Origin of the sequence: Mesorhizobium sp. ISC11, from assembly GCF_037162595.1 — a bacterium.
In the GTDB taxonomy this organism is placed as follows: domain Bacteria; phylum Pseudomonadota; class Alphaproteobacteria; order Rhizobiales; family Rhizobiaceae; genus Mesorhizobium; species Mesorhizobium ciceri.
Genome location: NZ_JAVSPW010000001.1, coordinates 2,237,803 through 2,249,479 on the forward strand (window position 1 = coordinate 2,237,803; position 11,677 = coordinate 2,249,479).

Genomic DNA, 11,677 nt, shown 5'->3' on the forward strand with positions numbered 1-11,677 from the left:
TCCCTCCAACCGTTGCTTTAAATTCAGTCCACTCGCCTACGCCGCTTCGAGTGCCGCCCTTACCGCAGCAATCGCATCATCGGCCTTGGAAGCGTCGGGGCCGCCGGCCTGGGCCATGTCGGGCCGTCCGCCGCCGCCCTGCCCGCCGAGTGCTGCGGAGGCCACACGGACAAGGTCGACGGCGCTGAAGCGGCCGACGAGGTCGTCGGTGACGGCGACGACGACGCTGGCCTTGTTGTCCTCACCGGAGCCGACGAAGACGACGACGCCGGAGCCGAGCGACGTCTTGCCGGCATCGGCCAGCGGCTTCAGGTCCTTCGGTGAGACACCTGAGACCGTCTTGCCGAGGAAGCCGACACCGGCCACCGTCTCATTGGCGGCTGGAGCATCGGCAGACGATCCGCCGCCCAATGCCAGCTTCTTGCGCGCTTCGGTCAGTTCCTTTTCGAGCTTCTTGCGCTCTTCGAGCAGCGTCTCGACGCGCGCCGGTACATCGGCCGGCGAAATCTTCAACACGGCTGCCGTCGCCTTCAAACGCCTGTCCTGCTCGTCGAGATGTTTGCGCGCGGCTTCGCCCGTCAATGCCTCGATGCGGCGCACGCCGGCGGCGACCGCGCTGTCCGATACGACACGCACGAGGCCGATATCGCCGGTCGCGCGGACATGGGTGCCACCGCAGAGCTCGACCGAATAGGGCCGGTTCGCCTTGGCGCCGTGCAGGCCGGTGCCCATCGACACGACGCGCACTTCGTCGCCGTACTTTTCGCCAAACAGCGCCATGGCGCCCTCGGCGATGGCATCGTCGACCGACATCAGGCGCGTGGTCACCGGGCCGTTCTGGACGACGATCTCGTTGGCCATGCGCTCGACCTCTTCGAGGTCTTCGGCCGAAATCGGCTTGTTGTGCGAGATGTCAAAGCGCAGGCGCTCGGGCGCGACCAGCGAGCCCTTCTGCGCGACATGGCTGCCCAGCACTTCGCGCAGCGCCTCATGGATCAGATGCGTCGCGGAATGGTTGGCGCGCAGCCTCGAGCGCCTTGCATGATCGACCTTCAGCTCGACAGCCGCGCCCGTCTTGACGGTGCCGCTGGCCACCTTGCCGATATGCACGAACAGCCCGTCGGCCTTCTTCTGCGTATCCGAAACCTCGATCGAGAACCCCTCGCCGGAGATGACGCCGGTGTCGCCCATCTGGCCGCCGGACTCGGCATAGAACGGCGTCTGGTTGACGACGATCGCCACCGCGTCGCCCTTGCCGGCGCCGTCGACAGCCTTGCCGTCCCGGACAAGCGCCTGGATGATGCCTTCCGCAGCTTCAGTCTCATAGCCGAGGAACTCGGTGGCGCCCGCCTTCTCGCGCACCGAGAACCAGATGGTCTCGGTGGCGGCGTCGCCGGACCCGGCCCAATGCTTGCGCGCCTCGGCCTTCTGCTGCTCCATCGCGTTGGTGAAGCCGGCAAGATCGACCGAGATGCTGCGCTGGCGCAGTGCGTCCTGCGTCAGGTCGAGCGGGAAGCCATAGGTGTCGTAGAGCTTGAAGGCCGTCTCGCCATCCAGCATGTCGCCGGCATGCAGCGTTTCGGTCGCCTCGGAAAGCAGGCCGAGGCCGCGCACCAGCGTCTTGCGAAACCTGGTCTCCTCGAGCTTCAGCGTCTCGGTGATCAATTGTTCGCCGCGCAGCAGCTCCGGATAGGCCTGGCCCATTTCGCGCACCAGCGCCGGCACCAGCTTCCACATCAGCGGTTCGTTGGCACCGAGCAGCTGTGCATGGCGCATGGCGCGGCGCATGATGCGGCGCAGGACGTAGCCCCTGCCTTCGTTCGAGGGCAGCACGCCATCGGCGACCAGGAAGGAGGACGAGCGCAGATGATCGGCAATGACCCGGTAGGAGGCGACCGTCTCCTTGTCGGGACCATGCCCGATCGCGGACGAGGCCGCGTCGATCAGGTGACGGAACAGATCGGTCTCGAAGACGCTTTCCACCCCTTGCAGGATGGACGCCATGCGCTCCAGGCCCATGCCGGTGTCGATCGAGGGGCGCGGCAGGTCGATGCGCTCCTCCTTCGTCACCTGTTCATACTGCATGAACACCAGGTTCCAGAATTCCAGGAAACGGTCGCCATCCTCCTCCGGGCTGCCGGGAGGGCCGCCCCAGATGTGCTCGCCGCGGTCGATGAAGATCTCCGAGCACGGCCCGCAAGGTCCGGTGTCGCCCATCGCCCAGAAATTGTCCGAGGTCGCGATGCGAATGATGCGGTCGTCGGAAAAACCGGCGATCTTCTTCCAGAAGCCGGCCGCCTCGTCATCCGTGTGATAGACGGTGACCAGCAGCTTGTCCTTGCTCAGCCCGAATTCCCTGGTGATCAGGTTCCAGGCAAGCTCGATGGCGCGCTCCTTGAAATAGTCGCCGAAGGAGAAGTTGCCGAGCATCTCGAAGAAGGTCAGATGACGCGCGGTGTAGCCGACATTGTCGAGATCGTTGTGCTTGCCGCCGGCGCGAACGCTCTTCTGGGCGGTCGAGGCGCGCGAATAGGGCCGCTTCTCCAGGCCGGTGAAGACGTTCTTGAACTGTACCATGCCGGCGTTGGTGAACATCAGCGTCGGGTCGTTGCGCGGCACCAGCGGACTCGACGCGACGATCTCGTGACCCTCCTTGCGGAAGTAGTCGAGAAATGTCGACCGGATTTCGTTCACGCCACTCATGAATGCTGCCTTTTCGGAAGGGCCGCCGGCAAACCGGCGGAAATGGGTTCTGCGTTTTAGAAGATTAGGACTTGGCCTTTTAGCCGCCGCGCTTCACCCTGTCCAGAAACACGGAATTGGTCCAATCCACGGCCTTTGCCGGCCGTTCGAACCGGCCTGTTTTCGCCGCCGAAACGCAAAACCGCCGGCACTGGGCCGGCGGTTTCAAAACGCATTAACGCGGAACTCGATTACTTAAGCCCGAGATAATAGAATGCGATTATGGCCGAACTCCGGCCGACCTCGCGAGTTGTCACATCGCGCCGGATTCCTCCTCGAACCCGTCGTCGCCACCTTCGGAGCCGCCATTCTCAAGGAACTTTTCGGCGATCAGCCCGGCATTCTGTCGGAGCGCCAGCTCGATCTCGCGTGCGGTGTCGGGATTGTCGCGCAGGAACAGTTTGGCATTCTCGCGGCCTTGGCCGAGACGCTGCGAATTGTAGGAGAACCAGGCGCCCGACTTCTCGACCACGCCGGCCTTGACGCCGAGATCGACCAGTTCGCCGGTCTTGGACACGCCTTCACCATACATGATGTCGAACTCGACCACCTTGAAGGGCGGCGCCAGCTTGTTCTTGACCACCTTGACGCGGGTCTGGTTGCCGACGACTTCGTCGCGGTCCTTGACCGAGCCGATGCGGCGGATGTCGAGGCGCACCGATGCGTAGAATTTCAGCGCGTTGCCGCCGGTCGTCGTCTCGGGCGAACCGAACATGACGCCGATCTTCATGCGGATCTGGTTGATGAAGATGACCATGGTGTTGGAGCGCGAGATCGAGGCGGTCAGCTTGCGCAGCGCCTGGCTCATCAGGCGGGCCTGCAGGCCGGGCAGCGAATCGCCCATCTCGCCTTCGATTTCGGCGCGTGGCGTGAGCGCCGCGACCGAATCGACCACCAGCACGTCGATGGCGCCGGAGCGCACCAGCGTGTCGCAGATTTCCAGCGCCTGCTCACCAGTGTCGGGCTGCGAAATCAGCAGGTTTTCGAGGTCGACGCCAAGCTTGCGGGCATAGACCGGATCAAGCGCGTGCTCGGCATCGACGAAAGCGCAGATGCCGCCCTTCTTCTGGGCTTCGGCCACGGTGTGCAGGGCCAGCGTCGTCTTGCCCGAGCTTTCCGGCCCGTAGATCTCGATGATGCGGCCGCGCGGCAGGCCACCGACGCCAAGCGCGATGTCGAGGCCAAGCGAGCCGGTCGGCACCGTTTCGATCTCGACGACCTGCTCGTTGGCGCCGAGCCGCATGATCGAGCCCTTGCCGAAAGCCCGCTCGATCTGCGACAGCGCCGCATCCAGAGCCTTTGATTTGTCCACTGCCTTGTCCTCTACCAGCCGCAAAGAATTCTGAGCCATGATACATCACCCCTTGGTCGTCAATGAAGGCCGGACAATCCGTAATCCCTGCCTATTTGTACCTTTTTTGTTCTCATTTGGCAAGAGGGACCAAATAACTGAAAAACAAGCAATATCCGGATTTGTTCTTTTTTTGTCCAAGGATTCGATCAGGAATGCACCGCACGTTGGGCCAGACGGCTCGGTTGTTTCGACCTGCCGAATCGCCGCCTTGCATGCGAAGCTCGGTCGCACAGCCTAGCGCTTGTGCGGCTGGAATAACAAAGGTCATATCGCCGGCATGCTGAAATCCGCGAAAATACTGGCCGTAGGCGGCGCCCATATCGACCGGCGCGGCCAGGTGTCCGGAGCCTACGTGCCCGCCGCCTCCAATCCGGGCACAATGCGCGAGGATGTCGGCGGCGGCGTCTTCAACGCCTTGCGCAGTGCCGTGCGGCGCGGCGTCTCCGCGTCGCTGATGTCGGTTCGCGGCGGCGATGCCGCTGCCGACACCGTTTCGCGAGCCATTGCCGGGGCAGGCATTACCGACCTGTCGGCGGTCTTCCTCGACCGCACGACGCCGAGCTACACGGCGCTGATCGACAGCGAGGGCGAACTGATCGTCGGCTTTGCCGACATGGCGCTCTACGACCTGGCGTTTCCCAAGCAGATCAGGCGCTCCAAGGTGCGGGAGGTGATCGCCGCCGCAGATGCCGTCTTCTGCGATGCCAATCTGCCGACGACGGCGCTGGAACGGCTGGTCGCGCTCGCCGCGGGCAAGCCGGTTTTCGCGATTGCCATTTCGCCGGCCAAGGTGGTGCGGTTGCTACCGGTGCTGAAGGAGCTTTCGCTGGTCTTCATGAACCGGCGCGAGGCCATGGCGCTGGCCGGCGTCGCCGCGAATGCCACGGAGCGCGAGGTCGTCGACGGGTTGCGATGCAGCGGCCTCGTCAGCGGCGTGGTGACGGCAGGCGGCGGGCCCATGCTGGGCTTCGATGAAGCCGGCGCCTTCTCTATCCTGCCGCCGCCACCAAGAAAGGTCGCCGACGTCACCGGCGCCGGCGATGCGCTGGCGGGCGCAACGGTCGCTGCCTTGCTGCGCGGACTGCCGCTGCGGGCAGCTCTGCGCGAAGGCATTGCCGGGGCGACGCTTGCCATCGAAAGCGCCGCCGCCGTTCCGGAGTTCACCGCGGCGAGCTTCGCGGAAGCGTTGGCTCTTGTGCCGGATGCCAGGGAAGTGGCATGAGACCGGCGAATTCATAGTGCCGCGATGTTGCCGAGCGTCCGACGGACGCGCCGCATTCCGGATAGGAGACCTTCATGACCCCTGAGACCGCCCGCCCCTTCATCGACATCCACGCGCCGGTGGCGCAGGCCCTGGCCGACGGCCGGCCGGTGGTGGCGCTGGAAAGCACCATCATCACCCATGGCATGCCCTACCCCGACAATGGCGCCATGGCGGCCGATGTCGAAAAGATCATCAGCGATGGCGGCGCCGTGCCGGCGACGATCGCCGTGGTTGGCGGCCGCATCAAGATCGGGCTTTCGGACGGCGAGCGCGAATCGCTGGCGATGACGGGCGACGCGATGAAGCTGTCGCGCGCCGATCTCGGTTTTGCCGTGGCGCAAGGGCGCACCGGTGGCACCACGGTCGCCGCCACCATGATCGCGGCGCATATGGTCGGCATAAAAGTGTTCGCCACCGGCGGTATCGGCGGTGTGCACAAGGGCGCCGAAAAGAGCTTTGACATTTCCGCCGATCTCGACGAGCTGGCGCGCACCCCGGTGATTGTCGTCTCGGCCGGCGCCAAGGCCATCCTCGACATCGAAAAGACGCTGGAAGTGCTGGAGACGCGCGGCGTGCCGGTGATCGGCCATGGCTGCGAGACGATGCCGGCCTTCTGGTCCAGGCAATCGCCGTTCCGCGCGCCACTGACCTTGCACGAGCCGGAAGAGATCGCGCATTTCTACCAGACGAGGGCGGCACTAGGACTCGCCGGCGGCATGCTGATTGCCAATCCTGTGCCGGAAAACCAGGAAATCCCGGCTGAAGAGATGGCGGGCTATATCGACGCCGCGCAGAAGGCCGCCGAGGCACAACATGTCACCGGCAAGGCGGTGACGCCGTTTCTGCTGGGAAAGATCCTCGAACTGACCGGCGGCAGGAGCCTGAAGACCAACATCGCGCTGGTGGAAAACAATGCAAGGTTGGCGGCAAGGATTGCGAAGGTGTTGTAGGGCACGGCCTCCAAGGTCGTCGGGACAGAGGGGGGTGCTGTCCCTCCGCTGTGCCAAGGTTGGCATTCACTTCCCCGCCCTTCGCCCCGCCTCATAGGCCCGGCGTGCCCAGGCCGTCATCTCGTCGGGATCATCGAAAGCGCTGTCGGGAACGCTCCAGTAGGGCATGGCGACCAGCTTGCCGTGGCGCGAGCCGGTATAGGTCCATTGCGTGCAGCCGGCGGCCTCGAACTCGGGGGCGCTTTGCTCGTCGGCTTTCAACAGCAATTCGCCGCGCAGCACGATGGCGACGATGACGCCGTCGAAATAGATGCCCTTGCCGCCGAACAGTTTGCGGATGCTGACAGGGCCGAGACCCTCGAACAGTTCGGCGATGCGTTCATTGTCCATGCCGCGATCATGTCACCGGCATCTGGCCTTGTCATCGCCGCAACCAAAATCATGCTGACAGGTTGAGAGAGGTATCGGAGTTTTCCCGCCATGCCGCTTCTGCTGAAAGGGTCCTGTCGCTGCAATGCCGTGCGTTTCGAGGTGGAAAGCCACACGCCGGCGCCATTCATGCTGTGCTACTGTTCGATCTGCCGCAAGCAGCAGGGCGGCGGCGGGTTTGCCATCAATCTCGGTGCCGACAACGAGACACTGAACATCAGGGGCAAGCGCAGCCTCGGCGTCTTTCGGGCGGAGATCGAGGACGACGAGCATCCGCATTGCGAAATCTCAACCGGCGAGCGCAATTTCTGCAAGAAATGCGGCTCAGCCCTTTGGCTCTACGATCCGACATGGCCGGAACTGGTGCACCCCTTCGCCTCAGCGATCGACAGCGATTTACCCATTCCGCCGAGCCGAGTGCACCTGATGCTGAAATACAAAGCGAACTGGGTGGAGCCGGTGGTTGGCAAGCGCGACAAGGTCTTCGACGTCTATCCCGAGGAATCGATCGCCGATTGGCACAAGCGGACGGGCATGTGGGTGGAGTGAGTTTCTTCGCCCCGTTTACGGGGAGGTGAGGAGTGATCCGCAGCGAACGAAAAGCCAATTGCTTGGATTTTCTAACGACGTACGCCGGCAGGCTGAGCGGAGCTAACTCTGGAGAGGCTGGCGCTGCCCCTCATCCGTCACTTCGTGACACTTTCTCCGGGGGCGAAGGAAAAAATCAGGCCGAAGCGCGTGCCTCTGCCAGTGCCTTCAGGTCGGCCGGCTTCAGTTCGACGGATTCGCCGCAGCCGCAGGCCGAGCTCTGGTTCGGGTTGTGGAAGGTGAAGCCGGTGCGCAGCGTCGTCTGCTCGAAATCCATCTCGGTGCCGAACAGGAATAGCGCAGCCTCGGGCGCGACATAGACATGAGCGCCGTCGCGCTCGATATGGTCGTCCTTGGTGTTGGGCTCGGTCACCAGATCGACCGTATATTCCATGCCGGCGCAGCCGCCCTTCTTGATGCCGAGGCGGATGCCATGCGCGTTGTCGCGGGTGGCGACGATCTCGCGCACCCGGTCGGCGGCCTTTTCGGTCATGGTGATGACGGCGAAGCGTCCCATTCTTTTTCCTTCCATTCCATGCAGGTTCAAGGCCTGCCGAATGATTCCTCACCTAAAATGGTGAAGTTTTATCCCTGGCGCAAGTGTGCCAGGCTTGACGCTAGTACCAGCCCACCGCCACCTGCGCCTCTTCCGACATGCGGTCGGCAGACCAGGGCGGGTCGAAGGTCATGTTGACCTCGACGCCGGACACGCCTTCGACGGCGCCGACGGCATTTTCGACCCAGCCGGGCATTTCGCCGGCGACAGGGCAGCCGGGAGCGGTCAGCGTCATGTCGATCTTGACCGAGCGATTGTCCTCGATGTCGATCTTGTAGATGAGGCCGAGCTCGTAGATATCGGCCGGGATTTCCGGATCGTAGACGGTCTTCAGCGCCGATACGATGTCGTCGGTCAACCGCGCCAGTTCGTCGGCTGGGATGGCCGATCCCGAAACCAGCGCATTGGGCGCGGTTTCCGGAGTGGTCTCGGCAGCGATGCTTGCATCATCCATGGTCGTCACCCAAAAAAATCGTCATCCGAAGAATTTGCGCGCTTTTTCAAGCGCCTCGGCCAAAGCGTCGACTTCGGCCCTGGTATTATACATGCCGAACGATGCCCTGCATGTGGAGGTTACGCCAAAACGTTTCAACAGCGGCTGGGCGCAATGGGTGCCCGCGCGGACAGCAACGCCCTGCCTGTCTATCACCATCGACACGTCGTGCGCATGAATGCCTTGCAGTTCGAACGAGATGATGGCTCCCTTGCCGGGCGCATCGCCGAAGATGCGCAGCGAATTGATGGCGCGTAGCCGCTCATGCGCATAAGTCTTGAGGTCTTCCTCATGCGCGGCGATGCGCTCGCGGCCGATCGTTTCCATATAGTCGAGCGCGGCACCCAGTCCGATCGCCTGCACGATCGGCGGCGTGCCGGCTTCGAAACGATGCGGCGGCTCGTTGTAGGTGACGATGTCTTCCGTCACCTCCTCGATCATCTCGCCACCGCCCATGAAGGGGCGCATGCCCTGGAGAATGTCCTTCTTGCCGTAGAGCACGCCGATGCCCGAAGGGCCATAAACCTTGTGCCCGGTGAAGACGAAGAAGTCGCAGTCGAGATCCTGCACATCGATCGGCATATGCACGGCGCTCTGGCTGCCGTCGACGAGGACGGGAATTCCACGCGCATGCGCGATGCGCACGATTTCCTTGATCGGCGTCACCGTGCCCAGCGCATTCGACATCTGCGTGACGGCGACCAGTTTGGTGCGGTCGGTCAGCCGTTTTTCGAATTCCTCGATGTGGAAGACGCCGAGATCGTCGACCGGCACCCAGACCAGCTTGGCGCCCTGCCGCTCGCGGATAAAATGCCAGGGAACGATGTTGGAGTGGTGCTCCATGATCGACAGCACGATCTCGTCGCCCTCGCCGATGTTGGGCATGCCATAGCCATAGGCCACGGTGTTGATGGCCGAGGTCGTGTTCGAGGTGAAGATGATGTTGTCGGTGCTTGGCGCGTTGAGGAAACGGCGTACCGTTTCGCGCGCCTTTTCGTAGGCGTCGGTCGCGGCGTTGGACAGGAAATGCAGGCCGCGATGGACGTTGGCGTATTCCTGGCTGTAGGCGTACTGGATAGCGTCGAGCACCACCTGCGGCTTCTGTGCCGAGGCGCCATTGTCGAGATAGACCAGCTTCTTGCCATAGACTTCCCGCGACAGGATCGGGAAATCGCGGCGGATCGCTTCGACGTCGTAGAAATCTCCGATCTTGCCCGGTGCGTTCATCAGGTCACCCGTGTGCCAGGAACCAGCCGTCGAGCCGCGCTTCCAGCGCTTCGACGATCGCCTCGTCGTCCAGTTCCTCGATCACCTCGGCGACGAAGGCCTTCACGAGCAGCCCCCGCGCGCTTTTCTCGTCGACGCCGCGCGCCATCAGGTAGAACAGATGATCGTGGTCGATCTCGGTGACCGTCGCGCCATGGCCGCAAATCACGTCGTCGGCGAAGATTTCAAGCTCCGGCTTGGTCGAGAACTCGCCGTCGTCCGACAGCAACAGCGTGTTGCATGCCATCTTGGCGTTGGTCTTCTGCGCATATTGATGGACGTTGATGCGACCCTGAAACACGCCGCGCGCCTTGCCCGTCACCACGTTGCGGATGATCTCCGTCGAGGTCGTGTGCGGCACGGCGTGGTCGAGAACCATGGTCACGTCGGTGTGGGTGTCGCCGGCCAAAAGGTTGATGCCGCGCAGCTTGAAATCGGCGCCTTCGCCAGTCGTCCTGACCATGATCTCCTGGCGCACCAGTCTGCCGCCGGCGTTCATGACGAACAGCGTCAGCTTGGCATTTTTGCCGATATGGGCCTTGAACTGCGCCAGATGCGTCGCCGTTTCCGGCTGTTCCTGGACGATCAGCCACGTCACCTCGGCGCCTTCGCCGAGCACGAGCTGGCTGACCGAGCTGCCCAGGGCAGCGCCGTCACCCGTCTGCCGTTCGACGATGACGGCCTTGGCGCCGGCGCCGACGCGCACTGGCAGGCGCACATGGGTCTGGCCGCCGGCCTGCAGGTTCTGCAGCTCGACCGGCTTTTCGAGTTCCACGCCATCGGCGATGTCGACAAAATATCCGTCGGCGACGAAAGCCGTGTTCAGCGCGCCGATGGCGTCGTCGCTGCCATAGGGATCGAGCCCAGCTGCTGCGCTGCCGTCGACCAGCTTTTCCGACAGGCGCTGGAAAGAGACGCCTTCAAGAACCGGCACTTTGGGGTCGGACTTGCCGTTCAGGATCGACACCACAGTGGAACCGTCAACGATCGGCGCAATGGCCTTGGCCATGGCGGCAGGGTCGAAGTCCGGCACGGTATTCAGCAACCGGCGGAGGTCGGTGTAATGCCAGGATTCGACACGCCGCGTCGGCAGGCCGTGCTTGATCGTCTCGATGGCGTCGTCGCGCTTCAGCATCACCGCGCCGTCACCCGGCAGCAGCGACAGCCGGTCGCCGAACGCGTCGATCAACGCTGTTTCGGCCGGTGTCCGCTGGGGCTGTGTGTGCATGTTCATCGGTATTACCTCTGGCATCTCACGCGGCTTCGCCGATCACGCCGGCGTAGCCGTTGGCTTCCAGGTCAAGCGCCAGCGACTTGTCGCCCGACTTGATAACCTGGCCCTTGTAGAGCACGTGCACGGTGTCGGGCACGATGTGCTCAAGCAGGCGCTGGTAGTGGGTGATGACCAGGAACGCCCGGTCCGGCGCGCGCAGCGCGTTGACGCCGTCGGAAACGATCTTCAGCGCATCGATGTCGAGGCCGGAATCGGTCTCGTCGAGCACGCACAATTTCGGCTCCAGCAATTTCATCTGCAGGATCTCCGCCCGCTTCTTCTCGCCGCCGGAAAAGCCGACATTAAGCGGCCGCTTCAGCATCGCCATCTCCATGCTGAGCGAGGCGGCGGCTTCCTTCACGCGCTTCAAAAATTCCGGGATCTTCAGCGGCTCCTCGCCGCGCGCCTTGCGCTGCTCGTTCATCGCCACTTTCAGGAATTCCATGGTGGCGACGCCCGGTATCTCCATCGGATACTGGAAGGCGAGGAAGATGCCTGACGTGGCGCGCTCGGCCGGATCCATTTCGAGGATCGACTGGCCGTTGTAGAGGATGTCGCCCTCGGTCACCTCATAGTCCTCGCGACCGGCGAGGATGTAGGACAGCGTCGATTTGCCCGAGCCGTTCGGCCCCATGATCGCGGCAACCTCGCCGGCTTTCACCGTCAGGTTCAGACCGCGGATGATTTCGGTGCCGTCATCGACGATGCGGGCGTGCAGGTTTCTGATTTCAAGCATTTTTTCGTTTCCTGAATATCTGTCCG

Annotated in this window: 11 protein-coding genes; 3 read left to right on the plus strand and 8 right to left on the minus strand. The window is 63.2% G+C overall.

The genetic code is table 11. From position 1 onward, the window contains the following. Positions 1-36: 36 nt before the first annotated feature. Together alaS and recA are read right to left on the minus strand one after the other, a co-directional pair. Positions 37-2,703, minus strand: a complete 2,667-nt coding sequence (gene alaS, locus RPF88_RS11250) for an alanine--tRNA ligase (protein WP_224619625.1) — start codon at positions 2,701-2,703, stop codon at positions 37-39. Positions 2,704-2,995: 292 nt separating this feature from the next. Further along, positions 2,996-4,093: a recombinase RecA gene (gene recA / locus RPF88_RS11255; RefSeq protein ID WP_013532151.1), complete on the minus strand. Its 1,098-nt coding sequence runs from the start codon at positions 4,091-4,093 to the stop codon at positions 2,996-2,998. Positions 4,094-4,373: 280 nt separating this feature from the next. Between recA and RPF88_RS11260 the strand changes: the two genes are divergently transcribed. Both RPF88_RS11260 and RPF88_RS11265 read left to right on the plus strand, forming a co-directional pair. Continuing rightward, entirely contained in the window at positions 4,374-5,318 is a 945-nt protein-coding gene (locus RPF88_RS11260) for a carbohydrate kinase family protein (protein ID WP_337122422.1), read from the plus strand. A 74-nt stretch (positions 5,319-5,392) separates the two neighbouring features. Continuing rightward, complete coding sequence (locus RPF88_RS11265; protein WP_337122423.1) at positions 5,393-6,310, plus strand: pseudouridine-5'-phosphate glycosidase; 918 nt, start codon at positions 5,393-5,395, stop codon at positions 6,308-6,310. Between the two features lie 66 nt (positions 6,311-6,376). On the opposite strand, the gene RPF88_RS11270 is transcribed toward RPF88_RS11265, so the two are convergent. Continuing rightward, the gene (locus RPF88_RS11270; protein ID WP_224695791.1) at positions 6,377-6,700 is read right to left on the minus strand and encodes a TfoX/Sxy family protein; all 324 of its coding nucleotides are present in this window, start codon (positions 6,698-6,700) and stop codon (positions 6,377-6,379) included. Positions 6,701-6,790: 90 nt separating this feature from the next. Here RPF88_RS11270 and RPF88_RS11275 point away from each other — a divergent pair, with 90 nt between their 5' ends. Next, entirely contained in the window at positions 6,791-7,288 is a 498-nt protein-coding gene (locus tag RPF88_RS11275; RefSeq protein ID WP_337122424.1) for a GFA family protein, read from the plus strand. A gap of 175 nt (positions 7,289-7,463) precedes the next feature. Here RPF88_RS11275 and sufA read toward each other — a convergent pair whose 3' ends face one another. The 5 genes from sufA to sufC form a co-directional block, all read right to left on the minus strand. After that, the gene (gene sufA, locus RPF88_RS11280) at positions 7,464-7,844 is read right to left on the minus strand and encodes a Fe-S cluster assembly scaffold SufA (RefSeq protein ID WP_013532156.1); all 381 of its coding nucleotides are present in this window, start codon (positions 7,842-7,844) and stop codon (positions 7,464-7,466) included. A gap of 100 nt (positions 7,845-7,944) precedes the next feature. After that, positions 7,945-8,337, minus strand: coding sequence for an SUF system Fe-S cluster assembly protein (locus tag RPF88_RS11285; RefSeq protein ID WP_013532157.1), 393 nt, complete (start codon positions 8,335-8,337; stop codon positions 7,945-7,947). A 21-nt stretch (positions 8,338-8,358) separates the two neighbouring features. Further along, on the minus strand, positions 8,359-9,603 hold the full coding sequence (locus RPF88_RS11290) for a cysteine desulfurase (RefSeq protein WP_337122425.1): 1,245 nt from the start codon (positions 9,601-9,603) through the stop codon (positions 8,359-8,361). A 4-nt stretch (positions 9,604-9,607) separates the two neighbouring features. Continuing rightward, on the minus strand, positions 9,608-10,876 hold the full coding sequence (gene sufD, locus RPF88_RS11295) for a Fe-S cluster assembly protein SufD (protein WP_337122426.1): 1,269 nt from the start codon (positions 10,874-10,876) through the stop codon (positions 9,608-9,610). 19 nt (positions 10,877-10,895) lie between these two features. Next, a complete protein-coding gene (gene sufC, locus RPF88_RS11300; RefSeq protein WP_013532160.1) occupies positions 10,896-11,651 on the minus strand; it encodes a Fe-S cluster assembly ATPase SufC in 756 nt (251 codons plus the stop codon). Positions 11,652-11,677: the final 26 nt, after the last annotated feature.

Coding starts and splice junctions, on each gene's coding strand:
- sufA (WP_013532156.1), bottom strand. CDS start 7,844: ATGGGACGCTTCGCCGTCATCACCATGACCGAAAAGGCCGCCGACCGG.
- sufD (WP_337122426.1), bottom strand. CDS start 10,876: ATGAACATGCACACACAGCCCCAGCGGACACCGGCCGAAACAGCGTTG.
- alaS (WP_224619625.1), bottom strand. CDS start 2,703: ATGAGTGGCGTGAACGAAATCCGGTCGACATTTCTCGACTACTTCCGC.
- recA (WP_013532151.1), bottom strand. CDS start 4,093: ATGGCTCAGAATTCTTTGCGGCTGGTAGAGGACAAGGCAGTGGACAAA.
- RPF88_RS11285 (WP_013532157.1), bottom strand. CDS start 8,337: ATGGATGATGCAAGCATCGCTGCCGAGACCACTCCGGAAACCGCGCCC.
- RPF88_RS11260 (WP_337122422.1), top strand. CDS start 4,374: ATGCTGAAATCCGCGAAAATACTGGCCGTAGGCGGCGCCCATATCGAC.
- RPF88_RS11275 (WP_337122424.1), top strand. CDS start 6,791: ATGCCGCTTCTGCTGAAAGGGTCCTGTCGCTGCAATGCCGTGCGTTTC.
- sufC (WP_013532160.1), bottom strand. CDS start 11,651: ATGCTTGAAATCAGAAACCTGCACGCCCGCATCGTCGATGACGGCACC.
- RPF88_RS11265 (WP_337122423.1), top strand. CDS start 5,393: ATGACCCCTGAGACCGCCCGCCCCTTCATCGACATCCACGCGCCGGTG.
- RPF88_RS11290 (WP_337122425.1), bottom strand. CDS start 9,603: ATGAACGCACCGGGCAAGATCGGAGATTTCTACGACGTCGAAGCGATC.
- RPF88_RS11270 (WP_224695791.1), bottom strand. CDS start 6,700: ATGGACAATGAACGCATCGCCGAACTGTTCGAGGGTCTCGGCCCTGTC.